This window comes from Bradyrhizobium ontarionense (genome assembly GCF_021088345.1).
In the GTDB taxonomy this organism is placed as follows: domain Bacteria; phylum Pseudomonadota; class Alphaproteobacteria; order Rhizobiales; family Xanthobacteraceae; genus Bradyrhizobium; species Bradyrhizobium ontarionense.
Map to the genome: position 1 here is coordinate 5,329,829 of NZ_CP088156.1, position 20,777 is coordinate 5,350,605.

17 protein-coding genes are annotated in these 20,777 nt (G+C 66.1%); 7 read left to right on the top strand and 10 right to left on the bottom strand.

Annotation, left to right across the window (positions count from 1 at the left end; all coding sequences use genetic code 11):
- Positions 1-29 precede the first annotated feature (29 nt).
- A complete protein-coding gene (locus tag LQG66_RS23595; RefSeq protein WP_231318061.1) occupies positions 30-947 on the bottom strand; it encodes a pirin family protein in 918 nt (305 codons plus the stop codon).
- 143 nt (positions 948-1,090) lie between these two features.
- On the opposite strand from LQG66_RS23595, the gene LQG66_RS23600 reads away from it, so the two are divergent.
- Complete coding sequence (locus LQG66_RS23600; RefSeq protein WP_231318062.1) at positions 1,091-2,143, top strand: helix-turn-helix domain-containing protein; 1,053 nt, start codon at positions 1,091-1,093, stop codon at positions 2,141-2,143.
- A gap of 147 nt (positions 2,144-2,290) precedes the next feature.
- Positions 2,291-3,718, top strand: coding sequence for a serine hydrolase domain-containing protein (locus LQG66_RS23605; RefSeq protein ID WP_231318063.1), 1,428 nt, complete (start codon positions 2,291-2,293; stop codon positions 3,716-3,718).
- 8 nt (positions 3,719-3,726) lie between these two features.
- Here LQG66_RS23605 and LQG66_RS23610 read toward each other — a convergent pair whose 3' ends face one another.
- Positions 3,727-5,097 carry an MmgE/PrpD family protein gene (locus LQG66_RS23610; protein ID WP_231318064.1) on the bottom strand — a complete coding sequence of 457 codons (1,371 nt, stop codon included), beginning with the start codon at positions 5,095-5,097 and terminating at the stop codon, positions 3,727-3,729.
- A 119-nt stretch (positions 5,098-5,216) separates the two neighbouring features.
- Here LQG66_RS23610 and LQG66_RS23615 point away from each other — a divergent pair, with 119 nt between their 5' ends.
- Positions 5,217-6,359 carry an FUSC family protein gene (locus tag LQG66_RS23615; protein ID WP_231327909.1) on the top strand — a complete coding sequence of 381 codons (1,143 nt, stop codon included), beginning with the start codon at positions 5,217-5,219 and terminating at the stop codon, positions 6,357-6,359.
- A 5-nt stretch (positions 6,360-6,364) separates the two neighbouring features.
- Here LQG66_RS23615 and LQG66_RS23620 read toward each other — a convergent pair whose 3' ends face one another.
- On the bottom strand, positions 6,365-7,750 hold the full coding sequence (locus LQG66_RS23620) for an MATE family efflux transporter (RefSeq protein ID WP_231318065.1): 1,386 nt from the start codon (positions 7,748-7,750) through the stop codon (positions 6,365-6,367).
- Between the two features lie 953 nt (positions 7,751-8,703).
- Positions 8,704-9,999: a UDP-N-acetylglucosamine 1-carboxyvinyltransferase gene (murA, locus tag LQG66_RS23625; RefSeq protein ID WP_231318066.1), complete on the bottom strand. Its 1,296-nt coding sequence runs from the start codon at positions 9,997-9,999 to the stop codon at positions 8,704-8,706.
- A 198-nt stretch (positions 10,000-10,197) separates the two neighbouring features.
- On the opposite strand from murA, the gene LQG66_RS23630 reads away from it, so the two are divergent.
- Together LQG66_RS23630 and LQG66_RS23635 are read left to right on the top strand one after the other, a co-directional pair.
- Positions 10,198-10,530, top strand: a complete 333-nt coding sequence (locus LQG66_RS23630) for a nucleotidyltransferase domain-containing protein (RefSeq protein WP_231318067.1) — start codon at positions 10,198-10,200, stop codon at positions 10,528-10,530.
- Complete coding sequence (locus LQG66_RS23635) at positions 10,527-11,021, top strand: ribonuclease toxin HepT-like protein (protein ID WP_231318068.1); 495 nt, start codon at positions 10,527-10,529, stop codon at positions 11,019-11,021. Before LQG66_RS23630 ends, LQG66_RS23635 begins: the two co-directional genes overlap by 4 nt.
- A gap of 36 nt (positions 11,022-11,057) precedes the next feature.
- Here the strand turns inward: LQG66_RS23635 and gyrB are convergent, their stop codons facing one another.
- From gyrB to dnaA, 5 genes are all read right to left on the bottom strand, one after another.
- Positions 11,058-13,493, bottom strand: a complete 2,436-nt coding sequence (gene gyrB / locus LQG66_RS23640) for a DNA topoisomerase (ATP-hydrolyzing) subunit B (RefSeq protein WP_231318069.1) — start codon at positions 13,491-13,493, stop codon at positions 11,058-11,060.
- A gap of 441 nt (positions 13,494-13,934) precedes the next feature.
- A complete protein-coding gene (gene recF / locus LQG66_RS23645) occupies positions 13,935-15,071 on the bottom strand; it encodes a DNA replication/repair protein RecF (RefSeq protein WP_231327910.1) in 1,137 nt (378 codons plus the stop codon).
- 82 nt (positions 15,072-15,153) lie between these two features.
- Positions 15,154-15,522, bottom strand: a complete 369-nt coding sequence (locus LQG66_RS23650) for an endonuclease domain-containing protein (protein WP_231318070.1) — start codon at positions 15,520-15,522, stop codon at positions 15,154-15,156.
- 139 nt (positions 15,523-15,661) lie between these two features.
- A complete protein-coding gene (gene dnaN, locus LQG66_RS23655) occupies positions 15,662-16,780 on the bottom strand; it encodes a DNA polymerase III subunit beta (RefSeq protein WP_231318071.1) in 1,119 nt (372 codons plus the stop codon).
- 280 nt (positions 16,781-17,060) lie between these two features.
- Complete coding sequence (gene dnaA / locus LQG66_RS23660) at positions 17,061-18,482, bottom strand: chromosomal replication initiator protein DnaA (protein ID WP_231318072.1); 1,422 nt, start codon at positions 18,480-18,482, stop codon at positions 17,061-17,063.
- Positions 18,483-18,962: 480 nt separating this feature from the next.
- Between dnaA and LQG66_RS23665 the strand changes: the two genes are divergently transcribed.
- Positions 18,963-19,214 carry a hypothetical protein gene (locus tag LQG66_RS23665; RefSeq protein WP_231318073.1) on the top strand — a complete coding sequence of 84 codons (252 nt, stop codon included), beginning with the start codon at positions 18,963-18,965 and terminating at the stop codon, positions 19,212-19,214.
- 537 nt (positions 19,215-19,751) lie between these two features.
- On the opposite strand, the gene rpsT is transcribed toward LQG66_RS23665, so the two are convergent.
- Complete coding sequence (rpsT, locus tag LQG66_RS23670; protein WP_231327911.1) at positions 19,752-20,018, bottom strand: 30S ribosomal protein S20; 267 nt, start codon at positions 20,016-20,018, stop codon at positions 19,752-19,754.
- A gap of 363 nt (positions 20,019-20,381) precedes the next feature.
- Here rpsT and LQG66_RS23675 point away from each other — a divergent pair, with 363 nt between their 5' ends.
- Entirely contained in the window at positions 20,382-20,699 is a 318-nt protein-coding gene (locus LQG66_RS23675) for a hypothetical protein (RefSeq protein ID WP_231318074.1), read from the top strand.
- The last annotated feature ends 78 nt before the right edge of the window (positions 20,700-20,777 follow it).

The window sequence follows — 20,777 nt, forward strand, 5'->3', positions numbered from 1 at the left end:
CGAAACGGGAGCGCTGCGACCGCAATAGCCTATTCCGGCAGCGGAATGAACTCGTGCTCCTGGGGAACGGCGGCAAAGCGGCCGGTTTTCCAGTCCTGCTTGGCCTGCTCGATGCGCTCCTTGCTGGAGGAGACGAAATTCCACCAGACGTGGCGCGGCCCTTCCAGCGCGTCGCCGCCGAGGAACATCATCCGGGTCGGCTTCACCGCGCGCACGCTGATGGCGTCGCCGGGGCGGAAGATCAGGAGCCGCGGTCCTTCGTGGCGCTCGCGCGCGATCTCGACCTCGCCGTCGACGACATAGATCGCGCGCTCCTCGTGGTCGGGATCGAGCGGGACGACCGTTCCGGCCTGCGCGGTCACCTCGACATAGAACCAGGGCGAGACCATCGTCACGGGCGAGGCCGCGCCGAACGCCTTGCCGGCGATCACGCGCGCGGAGAAGCCGGTGTCGCTGATCGTCGGCAGCGCGTCGGCTGCATAGTGCTGGAAGCTCGGTGCGATCTCTTCGGACTCGACCGGCAGCGCGATCCAGCTCTGCAGCCCCAGCATCTGCTGCCCGGTCTGGCGCTGCAGGTCGGGCGTGCGCTCGGAATGTGCGATGCCGCGGCCCGCCGTCATCAGGTTCATCGCGCCGGGCTGGATCTCCCGCACGTTGCCCTCGCTGTCGCGATGCGTGATGGCGCCGTCGAACAGATAGGTCACGGTGGCAAGGCCGATATGCGGATGCGGCCGCACGTCCATGCCCTTGCCGGAGACGAACTGCACCGGGCCGAAATGATCGAAGAAGATGAACGGGCCGACCATCTGCCGCCGGCCGTGCGGCAGCGCGCGGCGCACGGCAAAGCCGTCGCCGAGATCGCGGGTGCGCGGCACGATGACGTGCTCCAGCGCATCGCAGGAGGTGGGATCGCCGAACTCGGGATCGATCGATGGCTGCCAGCTCATGGGACGCTCCTGAAATGTGGTCGGCCAAGTCTAGCAGCTTTGATGGGGCCGCGGCAGGGCATGAGGTCGCGACGTATGCCGGGGGATTTGAACGGAGCGGCGGTCCGGCCTAGAGTTCCGCCCGATAACACGGACCTGTGACGATGCCGCTCGAAAGCCTCGATCTTGCGCTGCGCGCCGCCGCCATCGCCCTGCTCGCGATGCTGGCCGTATCGCTGTGGCGTGATCTCGGCAGGCAGCTCGTCGGACGGCTGGCGATCGCGCTGGCGCTCGGCTCGGCCGCGCACGCGGCGACTTTCAACATCGGTGGGACAGCGGCGCCGTCGTTGGCCTTCGCGCCGATGATCGCGCTGGCGACCGCCGACATCGTCGTGCTCTGGCTGTTCTGCCGCGCGCTGTTTGACGACGGCTTTGCGCCGCGCTGGCCGCATGCTCTGATCTGGCTCGGTGTCTTCGGCTTCAGCCTGACGAGCTGTCTGGTGCTCGGGCCTGCGGGCCATGCGCGGCTCGTGATCGTTGCCAACAACCTGCTGGCGCTCGGCTTTGTCGGCGTGACGCTGGCGCAGACGATCCGCTCCTGGTCGGCCGATCTCGTCGAAGGGCGACGGCGCGTCCGTGTCTTCGTCGTGATCGCGGCGATGGCTTATGGCGGCGTCAACGCGCTGCTGCAGATCGCGTCCGCCGGCAGCGGTCCGTCGGAGCTGGCGAATGTGGTCAACGCGGCGATGTTCCTGGCCGTGGTCGGCGCCGTCGTGCTGATGCTGCTCAGGGTCGGCGCCGGCGAATTGTTCGCGCCGGAGCCGGCGCAAGCCGTTGCGCCTGAGGTCGCGGCGCCGCGGGCCGCCGACCGCAGGCTGGTCGATGCGCTGATGCGGCTGATGGCCGACGAGCGCATCTACCGCCACGAGAACGTCACCATCGGCATGCTGGCGACGCGCCTCTCCATTCCCGAATACCGGCTGCGGCGGCTGATCAATGGCGAGCTCGGCTACCGCAACTTCAATACGTTCCTGAACAACCATCGCATCGAGGAGGCCAAGGCCGCGCTCGCCGATCCCGCCCAGGCTGAGGTCCCCGTCATCACCATCGCGATGGATGCCGGGTTCCAGTCGCTCGGCCCGTTCAACCGCGCGTTCAAGACGGTGACGGGCGTGACGCCGACGGAGTATCGGCGGCTGAGGCTGTCGACGGCGTGATATTTCGGACATTGAAATCACGGAGGAATTTCGAAATCGGCGAGGTTGCTGCCAATTCCGGCTGGTGCGCTTTACGAAATCGGCGAGCCGCGCCGGCGTCCGTGCGGTCTCGTCCGGCAGATCAACGCCCATCTGCCGGAGCTTCCCATGTCCCGACGCCGCCTGCTTGCCCTCATTCTGTCGACCACAGCGCTCAGCGTTCTGGCGCTTGGTGCCGCCCGTGCCCGCGACGTGCCGCAGGTCGCGACCGGCTTCATCGCCAGCGTGCTGTGCTCCGAGACGTTCGTCTCCGGTCTCGACCCGGACCGCATTCTGGCCGAAACCCGGGAGGCGATGCCTGGCGCCGGGCTGCTGACCTGGGCGATGGATGTCCGTGTGGATCGCGCCGCCAAGGATGTGACCGTGACCTTGCTCGGGCTTGGCCGCAGCCATGCGGTGTTTCGCGATGGGCTCGGCTGCCACATGGAGCATGGCGAAGGGCAGGATTGGCCGACGTTCCGGCCTTCTCAGCCGCAGCCGGCTTTGCTGCCCGACATTGCCCCGCCGCACGTGGTGACGCCGGCAGCACCCGCGCTCGCGGCGGCGCTCGATCGCGCCTTTGCCGAACCGGAGGCCCCACCATTCCGGCGCACCCATGCCATCTTGGTGCTCAAGGACGGCAAGGTGATCGCCGAACGCTATGCCTCGGGCTTTTCCGTCGACACGCCGCTGCTCGGCTTCTCCGCGACCAAGTCGATGACCGCGAGCCTGATCGGCATTCTCGTCCGCCAGGGCAAGATCGCGCTGCATGCGCCGGCGCCGGTCGCGGCGTGGCAGAGCGACAACGATCCGCGCCGTGCCATCACGGTCGATCAGCTGCTGCGCCACACCGCCGGGCTCGCGCTCGGCAGTTCGCTGCAGGCCTCGCTCGGGTCCGCGCTCGAACCGGTCAATCGCATGAAGTTCGTCGAGCCCGACCGCGCGGCGTTTGCCGAATCGATGCCGCTCGAAACCACGCCGGGCGCGACCTCCAACTATCACGACGGCAACACCATCATCCTGTCTCATCTCGTCCGCGACGCCGCCGGCGGCAGTGCGGCGGATGTGCTGCGCTTCGCGCATCGCGAGCTGTTCGATCCGCTCGGCATGAACAACGTCTCCATCGAGTTCGACGCCGCTGGCACGCCGGAAGGATCGAGCCAGATGCTGGCCACCGCGCGCGACTGGGCGCGGCTCGGCCAGCTCTATCTCGACGACGGCGTCGTTGCCGGCCGCCGCATCCTGCCCGCCGGCTGGGTCGACTACGTCGCCACGCCGACGCCCGATGCCTTTGTCGGCCTCGGCGCCGGCTTCTGGACCAATCGCGGCGACAGCTTTGGCGCCAATTATCGCATCTCCCATGGCTGGCCGCGCGACGCCTTCTTCGCCAAGGGCACGCTCGCCCAGTATGTCATCGTCATCCCCTCCGAGCGCCTCGTCATCGCGCGCTTCGGCCGCACCGTGAACTGGCCGCCGGAGGCCGATGGCGTGGCGCAGCTGGTGAGCGAGGTCGTCGCTGCGACGCATGGCAAGACGGAGGTCATCAGCTCGGAGTGATGCACGCGCTACGCCCGCCCCAACGCCGTCGCCTGCGCGACGTGATCGAACCGCTCCAGCGACAGGATCGCGTCGGCAAAGCTCTGCGCCCGGCTGCTCAGAACCGGCCGCGCCAGCGTGATGAACTTGTCGCTCATCGCCTGCGCGGACGGAAACGACGTCGGCTCGCCGGAGGGATCGTCGTGCAGCCGCTCGTGCACGCCGTCCTCGGTGGTGATGGTCACGCGCGCGCCGAACGGGTGGCTGCGGCCCGTCTCCAGCCGATCGTCCTGCACGACGTCGAACTTGTCGGCGAGCGCATTGATCGCGGCATCGCCCAGCTTCGTGTAGTCGTCCCAGCCGAAGCGGCCCTGTTCGAGTGCCAGCGCGCCGGTGAAGAACATCGAGAACTGGCCGCCGACGATCGAGGTCGGATGCCGCTTGGTGGCGGCATCACCCGTCAGCGTGATGCCGTTGCGATGCAGGCCGACCTCGACGCGCCTGACCTGGTCCGGCGTCAGATTGTGTTCGCGGCGCAGCGCGATGATGGCGTCGATCGCGGCATGGGTGTAGCGGCAGCTCGGATACGGTTTCACGCCGATCTTCATCGTCTCATAGGTCGTACCCAGGCCAGCAACTGCCTTGTCCCGATGCGGTGTGTCGGTGTAGCCGACCAAAAGGCCATGCTTGCCCTCGACGGATTCGACCGCGCCGATGAAATCGTTCTTGGCGAGCGTCGCCGCGATCACGCCGTTCATCGCCGACGCGCCGACCTGATAGCGCTTGTTCCAGGCGCCGTTGACCAGGAATTGCAGCGATCCCGCCGCCTGGCTGCCGGAGACGCCGAACGCATAGATGAGCTGCTGCTCCGACAGGCCGAACAGCTTGCCGGCAGCCGCTGCCGCACCATAGGTGCCGGCGGTCGCGGTTGGATGGAAGCCGCGGGCATAGTGCGAGGTCGGATCGAGCGCATTGCCGAGCCGGCAGCACACTTCGTAGCCGGCGACGATCGCGGTCAGCACCTCCCGCCCCGAGGCGCCGACCATTTCGCCGACGGCGAACGCAGCCGGCACCACGGGCGCGCTCGGATGCAGCGAGGAATCCGCGTGGGTATCGTCAAAGTCGAGCGAGTGGCCCATCGTGCCATTGAGCAGCGCCGCCACCGCCGGCGTCCACGTCCGGCTGTCGCCGAACACCGTCGCCTCGCCGGCCGAGTCGAGCTTCAGCGCCGCCAGCATATTGACGACCGACGGCGTCGATTCCGCCTCGCGCCGGGCGCGGATGGCGCTGCCGAGGAAATCCAATGTCAGCACCTTGGCGCGGTCGAGCACCTCAGGCGGGATATCGTCATATTTCAGCTCGGCGACATAGCCGGCGAGCGTTGCGGTTTCCTGGGCCATCGTGTTTCCTCGCTTGTTGAAAACAGCGTAGGCAAGCTGATTCCGCCTTTCAAGCCGGACGGGCCCGGTGGGAGGCTGCCATGCCGGGATCGCGCGGTGCTTTTGAAGGTGAGAGATCGATGGTGTCGCCCAAGAAGCTGTTCGGCCGGGTGCGCGTGGGCAAGGCGCAGATGTCGCTGGCCGTGCGCGGCACGGTGGCTGCGACGCTCGCCTTCGCGATCGCCACGGCCTTTCAGCTGAAGCTGCCGCTGTGGGCGGTGCTGACCTCGCTGATCGTCACCCAGGGCAGCGTCGGGCGCTCGCTGAAGGCGACCCGCGACTACATGTTCGGCACCATCGGCGGCGCGATCTATGGCGGCGCCATCACGTTGCTGATCCCGCATACCGGTGAGCTGCAGCTGCTCGGCATGCTGGTCCTGGCGGTAACGCCACTCGCCTTCATCGCGGCGTTCAATCCGAGCTTGAACCCGGCCACCGTCACGTCGGTGATCGTGCTGCTGGTGCCGACCATGGGCCGCCTCGATGCGATCGGCTCGGCGGTCGACCGGGTGTTCGAGGTCGCGGTCGGCGCGCTGACGGGACTCGTCGTGTCCTTCATCGTGCTGCCGTCGCGCGCGCATGTGCAGATGCGCAGCGCGGCGGGACGCCTGCTCGAACTGATCGCCGCGGCGATGACCGAGCTGCTGGCCGGCCTGTCGCGCGGCCGCGACAACGACGCGCTGCATCGGATTCAGGACGGCATCGGCACCGCGCTGACCGAGTTGAACGCGACCGGCGCGGAGGCCGAGCGCGAGCGCTCGGCGTGGCTCTCGTCGGGTGCCGACACCGGTCCGCTGTTGCGGACCATCCTCCGGCTGCGCCACGACGTCGTGATGATCGGACGCGCCAGCGTGGTGCCGCTGCCCTCGGACCTGCAGGCCCGGCTGTCGGGTCCGGTCACGCGCGTCAGCGACGCCATCGCGAGCTACTTGCGCGGCTGCGCGGCGGCCATCCGCAATGGCTCCGGACCGCCGCCAATCTGGCCGATCCATGTCGCGGTCAAGGCCTATGCCGAGGAGGTCGCTGCTGTCCGCAGCGACGGCCTCACGCGTGGCTTGCCCGGCGATGCCGCGGAGCGCTTCTTCGCGCTCGGCTTCTCGCTCGAGCAGATGCGGCAGAACCTGATCGATCTCGAGCGCGTCGTCGCCGAATGGGCCGATGCGTCGACGGGACGGCCGCACCGGCCGGAGCGCGACGAGACGCCGAATACAGCGGGCGCCTGATCTCCTCACCGCGACAGCCGCAGGAAGCGCAGCACCAAGAGTGCCGCATAGATGGTGGTGCCGATCGACAGGCCGATCCAGATCCCGATCGCGCCGAGCGCGGTGTAGAAGGCGAGTGCATAAGATGCGGGAAAGCCGATCAGCCAATAGCCGAGCACGGCCAGCAGCAGCGGGACGCGCGTGTCCTTGATGCCGCGCAGCGCGCCGACGGCGATGGTCTGCAGTGCATCCGTGATGAAGAACGTCGTGCCGACGAGGAGAAGCGTGGCGGCCAGCGCCACGGTCGCTTCCGCATCGGCGATGCCGGCGCCGAGGAACAGTTGCACGATGTCGAACCGCGCAACGATGATGCCGAGCGTGAACAGAACAGCGAGTGCGAGGCCGAGCAGCATCGCCATCAGGCCGGCGCGCCGGATGCCCCTGGCATCGGCGCGCCCGGCGGCATGACCGACGCGCACGGTCGCGGCCATGCTGATGCCGAACGGAACCATGAACAGGATCGCCGTGATCTGCAGCGCGATCTGATGCGCGGCGAGCGCGGGCGTGCTGATCAACCCCATCAGGATCGCAGCCGCCGAGAACAGGCCATATTCGAGCAGGAACGACAGCGAGATCGGCCCGCCGATGATGAGGAGCTGCCGCATCAGCCTCCAGTCGATACGCCCGAGTTGCGCGAGCACGTGATAGTCGCGGAACGGCGGACGGAATGCTGCGAACCACAGCCCCGCGAGGAACGTACCGGTGTTGACCAGCGAGGTCGCGAGGCCGACGCCGGTCAGGCCCAATTGCGGAAAACCCCAGTGGCCATACAGCAGCGGATAGACCAGCAGCGCGTTGAGCGGGATCGCGGCCAGGGTGATCCAGAGCACGGGCTCGGGACGGTTGACCGCCCCCATGAAGCTGCGCAGCGCCAGGAACCACAGCATCGGCGCGATGCCCCAGGCGAGGCCGGCCAGATACTCCTGCGCGAGATGCGCCACGGCCGGCGCCTGTCCCAGCGCCAACAGGATGGCCTCACCGTTCAGCGCAATCATCATGATCGGCAGTGCAATGAACAGGCCGGCCCACAAGCCGACGCGCAGCGCGCGCCGCACCAGCCCAGCATCCGCCGCGCCGAAGGCCTGCGCGGCAAGCGGCGCCACCGCGGACATCAGGCCCATGCCGAAGGTGGAGCCGACGAAATACACGGTGCCCGCCAACGCCGCCGCGGCGACGGCGTCGCCGCCGAGCCGGCCGATGAAGGCGAGATCGGTCGACATCATCGCGATCTGCGACAGCTGCGTCAGCGCCATCGGCGCGGCGAGCCGGATCGTGTCCCAGAGCTCGTGCGCGAGAGGAGGCATCGGCTCCGCCGGTGGCGGTGCGTGATTGGTTCCGGATGTCGAGGTCATGATCGGTGGTATAGCAGCCGTCGTCGTGCCGCGCACATCGCAACGGCATGTTTTCTCCGAGGAGGCGTGCGGCGGGCGAGCGCAGCTCTGCGGAGGAATTATGATCGGCAGGGTGATCTGCATCGGCATCGCTTTGACGAGATCTCGCGATGAGAGTCTGCATTCTCGCGGCACTTTTCGCGCCCGAGTTTTGCTTCGTCGGGGCCCTCTTTGTGATGAGAGGGCGCAGGGAATGCCGGGCATCGACTGATACCCATGGCCCCCGTGCGTGAAGAAATGCACGGGGCAGGAACCACAGGTCCAGCCGGATATTCCGGCATTCCCTGCGCGATGGTCTTCACGGCTGCTTCGCGTTCTCCCCGGTGCGCCGGGCTTTCTGGCCACCGTCGCCCGCGCGGCGCGCGAGCGCCAACACGAGCTTGATACTAGCATCGGAGTATCAGGACCGCGCGACTTGACCGTACGTGACCGCCTGTTCGTCCGCAGGGTCATCCCGCTGCAGGCCGCCACGTCCACCGCATCCCGCCCTCAACGTCCGTGACGACCGCGAAGCGCCCCTCTCATGAGGACAGGATGGCTGCAGTGTTTCCGATTTTCGGAAATAAAGCAAGCGGAAAATTTTGGCGCGTCCGTGTGGAACAGCCTACGCTAATTGAATCGTCTGCGAAATTGGGTGTTCATGCGCACGGATTTCTAGCCGTTTGACGCTTCCTCGACCGCATCAAACGGCGTGTCCTCAGTCCGGGCAAGTAGCCGGTCGCGCGGGTCGTCCGGCGGGCAGGATTTGTAGGGTGGGCAAAGAGCCGCCGGAAGGCGGCGCCTGCCCACCATCGTGAGCCCATGAGCGTCATGGTGGGCACGGCGCGACGGGCGTGGCGTATGAACCGGGACGATGCGGGCGCGCCTTTGCCCACCCTACGTTTTCTGGAGGGAGCGGTCGGCACTGAATAGGACTACCGCCCGCGCTCCGGCACGCGGGTGATCTTGGCGCCGAGCGCATTCAGCCGCTCGTCGATGCGCTCGTAGCCGCGTTCGATCTGGTCGGCATTGTCGATATAGGAGGTGCCCTCGGCGCCGAGCGCGGCGAGCAGCATGGCCATGCCGGCGCGGATGTCGGGGGAGACGACGCGGGCGCCGCGCAGGCGGCTGGGACCGGCGACGATGGCGCGGTGCGGGTCGCACAGCACGATGCGCGCGCCCATCGAGATCAGCTTGTCGACGAAGAACATCCGCGACTCGAACATCTTCTCGAACATCAGGATCACGCCCTCGCATTGCGTGGCGGTGACGATCGCGATCGACATCAGGTCGGCGGGGAAGGCCGGCCACGGCTGGTCCTCCAGCTTCGGCACGTGGCCGCCGAAATCATCCTTGATCTTCATGGTCTGGTCGGACGGCACGATCAGATCGTCGCCGGCGACCTCGCAAATGATGCCGAGCCGCTCGAACCCCATGCGGATCGAGCGCAGATGCTCGGTGCCGGCGCGCACGATGCGCAGCGGTGAGCGCGTTACCGCGGCGAGCCCGATCAGCGAGCCGACCTCGATGTGATCGGGCTGGATCGCGTAAGCAGCCTGGCCGAGCGTGCTGGCGCCATGGATCACCATGGTGTTGGTGCCGATGCCCTCGATGTTGGCGCCGAGCGCGACCAGGAAATGCGCGAGATCCTGCACGTGCGGCTCGGAGGCTGCATTGCGCAAGTAGGTCGTGCCGTGCGCGGCGACCGCTGCGACCAGCGCGTTCTCGGTCGCGGTGACGCTGGGCTCGTCGAGGAACACATCGGCGCCCTTGAGGCCGGAGGCGCGCAGCTCGATCTTGTCGGTCGCGGTGACGGTGGCGCCGAGCTGCTCGAAGGCGAGGAAATGCGTGTCGAGCCGGCGCCGGCCGATCACGTCGCCGCCCGGCGGCGGCAGCGCCACCTCGCCGCAGCGGGCGAGCAGGGGGCCGGCCAGCAGGATCGAGGCGCGGATGCGCGCGCACAGATCCGGATCGAGATCGGCGGCGCGGATCTCCTTGGCGTGGATGGCGAGCCGGTTGCGGCCGCGCCATTCGGCCGAGGCGCCGACCGAGCGCACCAGTTCGACCAAGGTCTCGGTGTCGCGGATGCGTGGCACATTGTCGAGCGTGACCGGGTGCTCGGTCAGCAGCGCTGCGGCGATGATCGGCAGCGCGGCGTTCTTGTTGCCGGACGGCTCGATCGCGCCCTTGAGCCGGTGACCACCCTCGACGATATATTGAATGGGCGCCATGCGCGAAAAAGTCCGTTCTGAGAGGGGCAATTTGCCAGGGGACCGGCGAAGGCGGAACATCGGTCCGGCACGGAATTAACACGGAAGGCACGAGCAGGCCACTGCTCCGGGCAAGGGACTTGCCAGGGTTTCAACTCTCGTCCGGTGAGGCATTGTCTTGGGCCGCAGGAACGCTGATATTCAGGACAGGAGCTGTTCATGGTCCAGTTTGTCACGGTATCGGAACGGAAGGCGCGCGAAACCGCACGACGACGGCGGGCGGCTGACGCCGTCATGGCTGAGCTGAGGGGGTTCGCGGAGCGTTGCGGCGGCCACTTCATCGTCTTCGGGTCCGTCGCACGACAGCTCATGTCGTTCGACAGTGATTTCGACGTCATCATCGATGTCCCACGCGAGCACGAGCTTGCTGCCGTCGAGCTCGCCGAGGACCTGTGTCGCCGTCATGAGCTGCCGGCCGACATTCATCTCAAGTCCCAGGCGAGCGAGCGGCTGCTCGCGCGCATTGCCGATCACGCGGTGACGTTGCCATGAGCGATGATCGCTGGAGCGACGTTGACGCCGATCTGGACAGCGCCATCAATCAACTTGGGATGTCGCTCCGGACGTTCGAACGCGGCGGCTTCGACTCCGATGATCCGGATACCGCGTGGGAGCGGTCGAACGCATTCCTGCACGGGATGGAAACCGGATACACACTGCTCGAGAAGGCGATCCAACGCATTCTCGACATTCTCGGCGAGACGAGCCCGTCCGGAGATGCGTGGCACAAGGATCTGATCGATCGTGTCTCCAGGTCGATGCAGGGCGACAAGGGAAGGCCGGCCATGTTCGATGCCGCGCTTCGCCTCGATCTGCTAGAACTGATGAGAATGCGCCACCGTGCCAGGAACGCGGTCTACGGCGACTTTGATGCGTCGAAGGCGGGGCCGTCCGTCGAAGCTGCCAGTCGTGTACTTCTCAGAATTCGCGATGCTATTTCGCAATTCAAGAACGTCGTGGACCCTGACCGCCAGCAGCGATAACCGTCGCGGACCGACCTGGAAGAACGGGGTTCGTCGCTAAACGTCGACGTTCGCGCTCAGCGAGTTGTCCTGGATGAACTCGCGGCGCGGCTCGACGACGTCGCCCATCAGCTTGGTGAAGATGTCGTCGGCCTCGTCGACCTCCTTGACCTTCACCTGGAGAAGCGTGCGCGCATCTTTGTCGAGCGTGGTTTCCCAGAGCTGTTGCGGGTTCATCTCGCCGAGACCTTTGTAGCGCTGCGTGACGATGCCCTTGCGGCCGGCGTCGGTGACCGCCTCGAACAAATCGACTGGCCCATGAATGACGGTCGGGGCGTCGCCGCGGCGCAAGGTGCCGGGCTTGGCATAGGCCTCCTGCAGGCGCGCCGCGTAGTCGTCGAGCTTGCGGGCATCGACGGAAGCGAGCAGCGCGTCGTCGATCACGGCCACGTCCTTCACGCCGCGCACGGTGCGCTCGAAGCTGAAGCCCTGGCCCTCGACGAAGTGGCCGATCCAGCCGCGCTCGACCTCGTCGGCCAGCACGTCGAGCCGTTTTGCGATGTAGGCGGCTGCGGCGTCCGCCGTCGGGATGTCGCGGGTGATGTCCGGGCGCAGCACGCCGGCGATCGCGGCCTGCTCGACCACCGTGCGGTCGTAGCGCGTGTGCAGGTTGCGCAGGATGTTGCGCACGAGACGCGCTTCCTCGACCAGCGCCAGGAGGTCACGGCCCTTGCGCTCCTCGCCCTCCGCAGTCTTGAACACGCAGTCATCGAGGCCGGTGCTGATTAGATAGTCCTCAAGGGCGCGCTCGTCCTTCAGGTACTGCTCGGACTTGCCGCGCGAGACTTTGTAGAGCGGCGGCTGCGCGATGTAGAGGTGGCCGCGATCGATGATCTCGCGCATCTGCCGGTAGAAGAAGGTAAGCAGAAGCGTACGGATGTGCGCGCCGTCGACGTCGGCGTCGGTCATCACGATGATCTTGTGATAGCGCAGCTTGTCGATCGAGAACTCGTCGCTGATGCCGGTGCCGAGCGCGGTGATCAGCGTGCCGATCTGCTCGCTCGACAGCATCTTGTCCGGGCGCACGCGCTCGACATTGAGGATCTTGCCGCGCAGCGGCAGCACCGCCTGGAACTCGCGGTTGCGGCCCTGCTTGGCGCTGCCGCCGGCCGAGTCACCCTCGACGATGAACAGCTCGGACTTGGCCGGATCCTTCTCCTGGCAGTCAGCGAGCTTGCCGGGCAGTGACGATACGCTGAGCGGGCTCTTCCGGGTCAGCTCGCGCGCCTTGCGCGCGGCCTCGCGCGCCGCCGCGGCCTGGATCACCTTGCCGACGATGGTCTTGGCCTCGCCGGGATGCTCCTCGAACCACGCGGCGAGCGCCTCGTTGAGCACGTTCTCAACCACGGGGCGCACTTCCGAGGACACCAGCTTGTCCTTGGTCTGCGACGAGAATTTCGGATCCGGCACCTTCACCGAGAGCACCGCGGTCAGACCCTCGCGGCAGTCGTCGCCGGTGAGCGCGATCTTTTCCTTCTTCGCATTGGCCTCCGCGTAGCCGTTGACCTGGCGCGTCAGCGCGCCGCGGAAGCCTGCGAGATGGGTGCCGCCGTCACGCTGCGGGATGTTGTTGGTGAAGCACAGCACGTTCTCATGGTAGCTGTCGTTCCACCACAGCGCCGCCTCGACGGTGATGCCGTTGGCTTCCGAACGCACCATGATCGGGGCGGGGACGATCGCCTTCTTGTTGCGGTCGAGATATTTGACGAACTCCTCGACGCCGCCGTCGTAACGCATCTCCTCGCGCTTCTCGACCGCGTGGCGCATGTCCGAGAGCACGATGTTGACGCCGGAATTGAGGAAGGCGAGCTCGCGCAGCCGATGCTCGAGCGTCGCATAGTCGTATTCGATGTTCTTGAAGGTGTCGGGGGAGGCGAGGAACGTCACCTCGGTGCCGCGCTTGCCCTTGCTCTCGCCGACCACCCTGAGCGGCGCCACCGCGTCGCCATGGGCGAACTCGATGAGATGCTCCTTGTCGTCGCGCCAGACCCGCAGCTGAAGCTTGCTGGACAGCGCGTTGACGACGGAGACGCCGACGCCGTGCAGGCCGCCCGAAACCTTGTAGGAGTTCTGGTCGAACTTTCCGCCGGCATGCAGCTGGGTCATGATGACCTCGGCAGCGGACACGCCTTCGCCCTTGTGGATGTCGACGGGGATGCCGCGGCCGTCGTCGCGCACGGTGACCGAGTTGTCCGGATTGAGCACCACCTCGACAGCCGTGGCGTGACCTGCGAGCGCCTCGTCGATCGCGTTGTCAACGACCTCGTAGACCATGTGGTGCAGACCGGAGCCGTCATCGGTATCGCCGATATACATGCCCGGTCGCTTGCGCACGGCATCCAGGCCCTTCAACACCCGGATCGATTCTGCGCCGTATTCGTTCGCGGTTGCAGGCTCGTTTTCGGCGATGGTTTGCCGGGCGGGTTCGGTCATGTGAGGCCTTTGAAAGGATCCCGAAGGCGGTGCCGCGCAGGGGATGCTGAGGGAATTATTTGTGCCACGAAAGGCGCCATGCGCCTAGCGCAAAGTGGAGCCTCTTAAGGTATTGAACAGATAGGTTTTTTTAACGGTTTTTCAAGCCGTTCGAGGACCTGCTTCGGGGCTTGCGAAAGCGCGATTCGAACGCGCTTTTGCGGGCGCTCCGGGGGCGGCTGCCGGGCTCTCTGCGCGGCTTGTTTCGACCGCATGAGAGCGTCCTTCGCGCGTGGTATCGATCAAGACCGCGCCAGCGCCAATGCCTGACGGCTACGCGCGAGCAGCAGCGGCCCGGATGCGAGCAGCCGCTGTCGTGGCGAGATGAACGGCGCGCCGTCGCGGTCCGATCCAACGGCAGCCAGTCGGGGCAGGGCCCCGGAGGGCGCAACGGACAAGCCGTTAGCGGCGCTCGGTAATCCGGCCCGCCTCAACGTCGAAGATCTCGCCGAGCCCGCGTAGTTCGGCAAAGGCCGCGGGGTCCGCGCCGGTCAGCCACACCTGGGCACCGAGGGTGCCGAGCTCGGCGAACAGCGCGGTGCGGCGGCCGGGATCGAGATGAGCCACGATCTCGTCGAGCAGCAGCAACGGCACGATACCGGTGGTTTCGGCCACCAGCGTCGCATGCGCCAGGATCAAACCGATCAGCAGCGCCTTCTGCTCGCCGGTCGACGCGTCGCGCGCGGGCATGTTCTTCGGCGCGTAGACCACGTGAAGATCGGTAAGATGCGGGCCGTCGAGCGTGCGGCCCGCCGCGGCGTCCCTGCCGCGATTGTCGCGCAGGACGGCGCGGTAGCGGTCCTCGACGGCGAGCGCGGGCTCGGTCAGCAGCGCATTCTCCATCCAGCCGTCGAGCGCGATCTCGGCGGACGGGAAGGCGGAGGCGGTTCCGCGCGCGCGCAGCATCGCGGCGAGCTTGAGCGCGGTCTGGCCGCGGCTGGCCGCCACGGCGACCGCGAGTTCCGCGGTCTCGCGCTCGATCGCGTCACACCAATGATCGTCGAAATTGCGCACCTCGAGCAACCGGTTGCGCGAGCGCAAGCTACGCTCCAGCGCTGACACCCGGCTCGAATGCTCGCTGTCGATCGCGAGCACCAGGCGGTCGAAGAAGCGCCGCCGCTCGGAGGCCGCGCCCATGAACAGGCCATCCATCGCCGGCGTCAGCCACACCATGCGGATGTGATCGCCGAACGCCGCCGCCGAGCCGACCGGCTCACGGTCGATGCGGCAGCGCCGGGTGGTTGCGGCATCGCTGCGCGGCGGCTCGATGCCGGTCCCGAAGGTCGTGAGCCCCAGCGCGCCCTCGACCTCGGCCGACACCGCCCAGGAACCGTCGCCCTGGTTGTCGGCGACGTCCTCCAGCGTGGCGCGGCGCAGGCCGCGGCCGGGCGCAAAGAACGAGATCGCCTCCAGGCAATTGGTCTTGCCGGCCCCATTGGCGCCGACCAGCGCGACCAGGTCGGCCCGCACGTTCACGCTCGCGGCGCGGTAGCTGCGGAAATGCGTCAGCGCGAGGCGGTTGATGCGGGAGGGGGTCATCGGAAAGAAGCTGGCCACACATTCTGAGTCCCTCTCCCCCTGCGGGAGAGGGTGCCGCCGAAGGCGGCGGGTGAGGGGTTTCTCACGGCTCGCTCAACTTTGCGAGGATGTCCTCTTGAACAGCCGACGAATTGTACAACACGTCGTTGTTCCAATAGCGAGCGAAACGAAAACCTGCAGCTCTCAAGATGGCATTTCGTTCGGCATCCGCGTCTTCGGTAGCATGTTGGCTGCCATCGATCTCGACGATCAAGCGCTTCTCGAAGCAAACAAAATCCAGAATGAACTGCTCTACTGGAGTCTGCCTGCGAAACTTATAGCGCTCGAATCTCCGGTCACGTAGCAGGCGCCACATGACCGCTTCTGCCTCGGTCGCCTGATGTCGCATCGTCTTGGCGAAGCCGCGGATGCGTCTAGAGATCTTCCGATGGCTTGGTGATTGCGGTGGCATACCCCTCACCCGCCTCGCTTCGCTCGGCACCCTCTCCCGCAGGGGGAGAGGGGATCTTCTTTGCGCGGCCGGCCGGGTCAAGCCCGCCACGACGAGTGTACTGCGATCTAGCAGCGAGGCTTAAGCACCAAATCTCGCCTCACACCCGCATCGGCATCAGCACGTAGAGCGCGTTCTTGTTGTCGCGGTCCTGGATCAGGGTCGGCGAGCCCGGATCGGCGAGACGGAGCACCGCGACCTCGCCCTCGACCTGGGCGGCGATATCGAGCAGATAGCGCGAGTTGAAGCCGATATCGAGCGCGTCGGCGGCGTATTCGACCTCGAGTTCCTCGGTCGCGCTGCCGGAATCCGGATTGGTGACCGACAGCACCAGCTTGCCAGGCGACAGCGCGAGCTTGACGGCGCGGCCGCGCTCGCTGGAGATGGTGGAGACGCGATCGACGGCGGCGGCGAAATCGGCCTTGTCGACGACCAGCTCCTTGTCGTTGTTCTGCGGAATGACGCGGCCATAGTCGGGGAAGGTGCCGTCGATCAGCTTGGAGGTCAGAACCACCTGGCCGAGCGTGAAGCGGATCTTGCCCTGCGACAGCTCGATCCGGATCTCGCTGTCATTGTCCTCGATCAGCCGCTGCACCTCGCCGACGGTCTTGCGCGGCACGATCACGCCGGGCATGTCGGCCGCGCCGCTCGGCTGCGGCAGGTCGACCTGGGCGAGCCGGTGGCCGTCGGTGGCGACCGCGCGCAGGGTCGGCTGCTTGGCGGTTCCGCCGGCATGCAGATAGATGCCGTTGAGATAGTAGCGCGTCTCCTCGGTCGAGATCGCGAACTGCGTGCGGTCGATCAGGCTCTTGATGTCCTTGGCCGGAACCGCGAAGGCATGCGTCATCTCGCCGGCGGCGAGATCGGGGAAGTCGCTCTCCGGCAGTGTCTGCAGCGTGAACTTGGAGCGGCCGGCGCGGATCGCCAGCACCGCGCGTTCGCCGTCGCTCTCCAGCACGATCTGCGAGCCGTCCGGCAGCTTGCGCACGATGTCGTAGAACATGTGGGCCGGCACGGTGGTGGAGCCCGCGGTAGCGGTCTCGGCCGCCAGCGTTTCCGTCACTTCGAGATCGAGATCGGTCGCCCGCAGCGACAACCGGGCATTTTCGGCGCGGACCAGCACATTCCCCAGGATCGGGATGGTGTTGCGCCGCTCGACCACGCGATGGACGTGACCCAGCGATTTCAGCAGCTGCGCGCGTTCGACGGTAACCTTCATTGCAATATCCGCCCGTTCCCAACTGAGCTCGTCCTGGAATGCCGGCGGGCTGAGCAGCGCCGCGGCCGATGGCACCTCGCGCCCGAACGGCGCTTGGCAGCGTCCAGGAGCCCGAGGGGGAGCGTAAAGTGGCGCGGATGGGGCGTAAGCGCAAGAGACGGGAAGGCCGATTTTCCCATGTTTCGGCAGGCCTTTCGGCCTGTCTGGCGGACGGATCGGATCAGGAGAGAATGGCGGGGAGGCGGACCTTCTGTCCGCGCCCCTTTCCGCGCGGAAACGTCTATTCCTGCAGCTGCCGCTTGAGGGTTTCGACCTCGTCGTTGAGCGCAGTATCCTTGCCGACCAGCGCCTCGATCTTGCGCACGGCGTGCAGCACGGTGGTGTGGTCGCGCCCGCCGAAACGGCGGCCGATCTCGGGCAGGGACCGCAGGGTCAGCGTCTTGGCCAGGTACATGGCGACCTGGCGCGGTCGCACGACGTTGGCGGTGCGGCGCGACGACAGCAGGTCGGACCGGCTGACGTTGTATTGCCGCGCCACCACGCGCTGGATGTCCTCGATCTTGATCCGTTTCGGCTCCTGCGGCCGGACCAGGTCGCGCACCTCGCGCTCGGCCATGTCGAGCGTGACCGGCTGGCTGTTGAGCTTGGAATGCGCCAGCAGACGGTTGATGGCGCCTTCGAGATCGCGGCCGTTATGGGTGATGGAGCGGGCGAGATAGTCGAGCACCGGCTCGGGCACGTCGAAGCTCGCATGGTGCGCGCGGGCCGCTGCGACGCGCGACTTGAGAATGCCGAGGCGCAGATCCTCGCCGAGCGCGCCCATCTCCACCACCAGACCGCCGGCAAGCCGCGAGCGGACGCGGTCGTCGAGGCTCTCGAGGTCGGACGGCGGCCGGTCGGCTGCGATCACCACCTGCCGTCCGGCATCGATCAGCGCATTCAAGGTGTGACAGAACTCGGCCTGGGTCGACTTGCCCTGCAGGAACTGCAGGTCGTCGATGACGAGCACGTCGATGCCGCGGAGCGCCTCCTTGAAGGCCAGCGCGGTCTGCGATTTCAGGGCCGCGACGAAGCCGTACATGAACTTCTCGGCCGTGAGATAGAGCACCTTGCGCTCGCCTCCGGCATTGCCGGCCCAAGTCACGGCCTGCAGCAGATGCGTCTTGCCGAGGCCGACGCCGGCATGGATGTAGAGCGGGTTGAACATCACGGGGTCGCCGCGGCGACCGTCGGCGACCTGGCGGGCGGCCGCATGGGCAAGCGTATTGGCGCGGCCGATGACGAAGCTTGCGAAGGTCAGCCGCGGATCGAGCGGCGAGCCGCCGAGCGCGTCATGGCCGGCTCCGACCGGAGAGGCGGCGGGCATGCGCATGTCGGCCGCGGGCTTGGTGTCGCTGCGCCGCGCTTCGACGGCGACGGGCGCTTCCTTGGCGGGCGGGGCGCAGCGCATGGCCGAACGCACCGACAGATCGATCCGATGCACTTCGGGCTTCTCGGCCTGCCAGCACGACAGCACGCGCTCGGCGTAATGCGCCTGAATCCAGCTCTTCAGGAAACGCGTTGGAACCGACAGATGGACGCTTTCGTCCTGAACGGCCTCGAGGTCCATCCGTGCAAACCAGCTCGTATAGACGTCCTCGCCGACGGTCGATCGCAGCCGGCCCTTCACGCGAGACCAGCGTTCCTGTTCCGAATTTGTCATGGCAGTCGCAACTTTTCGAATTGAGTGGTGGTGTCGTGTGACCGCCGTGCAGATGTCCTGACATAAGGACGCGTCTGCCGCGGCGAGACCTCGAGCGGAAGCTCAACTCCAGACACAGCTTTGCCGTTCGGCGCGCACGCCGTCGGGCAGATCAATGCTGGAAGAAGGTGTTCTCCGCGAGGTCAGCGCATACTCAGATGCGCGGGGGAGACGAGAGGGGGACCCATTGCCGTGCTGGCAGTGGCCGTGCTGGCCGTGTCGACCGCTAAGGGGGTGTGATCCGGAACCAGTCCAAGATGTGTAACAGCGATCTGTCCGTAAAGCATGCAACCTCCCCGCCTCACCGTGATTGCTCACGGCAAGTTGTCATCTCCCAATGCAGCTGCGCCTGAACCCCAAGATTCAGCCGCTACGCAATACATCCCGTCCAATTGTCCACTCGCTGAGCGAAGCCGTCGCAAGCTTCAGCCGGGTCGACCGATGTCGTATTTCTCTTGTTCAAAACGGCGTAACGATGATGTTGCGCCCGAGAAATTTCGACAAAGATCCGCCGCTACCCATATTGCTATGGATACCGAACCGGCCATCGCTTTTGAAAGCGTCGCCAACGCGCACACCGCCGCCGATTTGCACGTCCACCCCGTTTCCAAAACCGCGCTGGTCTTAAAGATCGTGGGCGCCGCGAGTGGATTTAAGAAATACACGATGCGTCGGGACTCGCAATCCATTTGATCGGAGCACGCGTGACGAGTCTTCGGACCGCTTGCCGCGTCGAGTTGCGCGTTAAGAAAGCAAGGTTTTGAATCATCGCGAGGAATCTCGGATGTGACAAACAACATGGTCTGCCCAAAATTTCTTCATAATTTTTTTACGTTTCGGCCGAGCGCAGTCGCTTTTCCAATCACTTGGGCGCGCTATGCACTTAAGTCATTTTCGAGACGATGTTTTTTGCGGTTACTTCACGTGGGTAACTCCCGCTGCGCATCGTGCGCGAAATGAACGGGGCCGCACGTGCTCTTGACATCGACGCGCAAGCACAGCGCGGCTTCACGCCTGTTTCAGGTGAGACAAAATTGTCACCCGCGTAAAATTACGGAACACGGTCACGTAGGACTACGGAACATGTCAGGCGCGCGCGACATCGCAATTGTCGCTGCGCGCGCAGATGGCAGCGCATCGTGATGTCGCCGTGAAATAGAAACAGCGAAAAAGAAAAAGCCCGGCGCGAGCCGGGCTATTTGCATCTTGATAGTTCGTCGGCCGATCGGCTCACTTCGCGAGCTTCGCGATCTGATGGGCGAGGCGCGACACCTTGCGGCTGGCGGTGTTCTTGTGAACGATGTTGCGCTGCGCAGCGCGCATCAACTGCGGCTCGGCGTGCGACATCGCCTGCAGCGCGGCCTCGCGATCGCCCTTCTTGATCGCCTCTTCGACGGTACGAACCGCGCCGCGCATCTGCGTGCGGCGCGACTTGTTGACGATGGTACGGCGGGCAATCTTGCGCGTCGCTTTCTTCGCGGAGGTCGTGTTGGCCATGCTCTCAAATATCCTTCGGCGGCGAGCGTTCGCCGCAATCTGCGGGTACGCGCGCGGCCCGCTCGATTGCGGCCCGACCGACGCGATGGGTTGTTCGGACGCCTCTTTGAGAAAGCCAGGACCGGAGCGGATCTTGCTCGGCGGATCGGCGCTGCTCAAAGAACAGCGGCGGCGGGATTGCGCCCACCGCCAATGGCGACCTTATACGGGGAGCCCCGGCGAGCGTCAACGGTCTCGAAAGCGCCCCGGGCCGGCCGGAACCGCCAAAAGCGCGTTCTAAACCCCTGACGAGGTTGAATTTCTGAGGAGCCCCCGCTAAGGCCTTGCTGCCCTCGAGGGCATGCGAGATATGGCAGGTGAGGCATGATCCGCGGTTTTTTCCGCCTGGTGGGACTGTTGCTGCTGGCCGGAAGCTTCATCTTCGTCGTCTATGACGGTGCGCGCTGGGTGGCCGATCAGGCCCTGCAGTTCACCCGTTTCGGCCAGTTCTGGAACGACGTCCATCAGTCGAGCCAGGCGGCTTTCAAGGCGTGGATCGAGGCAAAGGCCCCGTTCCTGTGGGACTGGATCGTCACGGCGCTCCTGGATCAGCCGGTGTTCGCGGTGCTTGGCGTCCTCGGGCTCCTGCTGATGCTGGTGTTCCGGCCGCGCAAGCCGCTGATCGGCTATTCGCGCGACTGACCGCGCAGAAGAGCCGCGTAACATCGCGGCGGCCGTTGGCGTAGAGACCTATATAATCCCCGACCGAAGGTCATCGCG

Excerpts from the sequence above, each read along its gene's own strand:
- LQG66_RS23635 (WP_231318068.1), top strand. The coding sequence starts at position 10,527 with ATGAGCGATGATCGCTGGAGCGACGTTGACGCCGATCTGGACAGCGCC.
- LQG66_RS23595 (WP_231318061.1), bottom strand. The coding sequence starts at position 947 with ATGAGCTGGCAGCCATCGATCGATCCCGAGTTCGGCGATCCCACCTCC.
- LQG66_RS23610 (WP_231318064.1), bottom strand. The coding sequence starts at position 5,097 with ATGGCCCAGGAAACCGCAACGCTCGCCGGCTATGTCGCCGAGCTGAAA.
- LQG66_RS23630 (WP_231318067.1), top strand. The coding sequence starts at position 10,198 with ATGGTCCAGTTTGTCACGGTATCGGAACGGAAGGCGCGCGAAACCGCA.
- rpsT (WP_231327911.1), bottom strand. The coding sequence starts at position 20,018 with ATGGCCAACACGACCTCCGCGAAGAAAGCGACGCGCAAGATTGCCCGC.
- LQG66_RS23620 (WP_231318065.1), bottom strand. The coding sequence starts at position 7,750 with ATGACCTCGACATCCGGAACCAATCACGCACCGCCACCGGCGGAGCCG.
- LQG66_RS23675 (WP_231318074.1), top strand. The coding sequence starts at position 20,382 with ATGATCCGCGGTTTTTTCCGCCTGGTGGGACTGTTGCTGCTGGCCGGA.
- dnaA (WP_231318072.1), bottom strand. The coding sequence starts at position 18,482 with ATGACAAATTCGGAACAGGAACGCTGGTCTCGCGTGAAGGGCCGGCTG.
- dnaN (WP_231318071.1), bottom strand. The coding sequence starts at position 16,780 with ATGAAGGTTACCGTCGAACGCGCGCAGCTGCTGAAATCGCTGGGTCAC.
- murA (WP_231318066.1), bottom strand. The coding sequence starts at position 9,999 with ATGGCGCCCATTCAATATATCGTCGAGGGTGGTCACCGGCTCAAGGGC.
- LQG66_RS23665 (WP_231318073.1), top strand. The coding sequence starts at position 18,963 with ATGTCGTATTTCTCTTGTTCAAAACGGCGTAACGATGATGTTGCGCCC.
- LQG66_RS23615 (WP_231327909.1), top strand. The coding sequence starts at position 5,217 with ATGGTGTCGCCCAAGAAGCTGTTCGGCCGGGTGCGCGTGGGCAAGGCG.
- LQG66_RS23650 (WP_231318070.1), bottom strand. The coding sequence starts at position 15,522 with ATGCCACCGCAATCACCAAGCCATCGGAAGATCTCTAGACGCATCCGC.
- LQG66_RS23605 (WP_231318063.1), top strand. The coding sequence starts at position 2,291 with ATGTCCCGACGCCGCCTGCTTGCCCTCATTCTGTCGACCACAGCGCTC.
- LQG66_RS23600 (WP_231318062.1), top strand. The coding sequence starts at position 1,091 with ATGCCGCTCGAAAGCCTCGATCTTGCGCTGCGCGCCGCCGCCATCGCC.
- recF (WP_231327910.1), bottom strand. The coding sequence starts at position 15,071 with ATGACCCCCTCCCGCATCAACCGCCTCGCGCTGACGCATTTCCGCAGC.
- gyrB (WP_231318069.1), bottom strand. The coding sequence starts at position 13,493 with ATGACCGAACCCGCCCGGCAAACCATCGCCGAAAACGAGCCTGCAACC.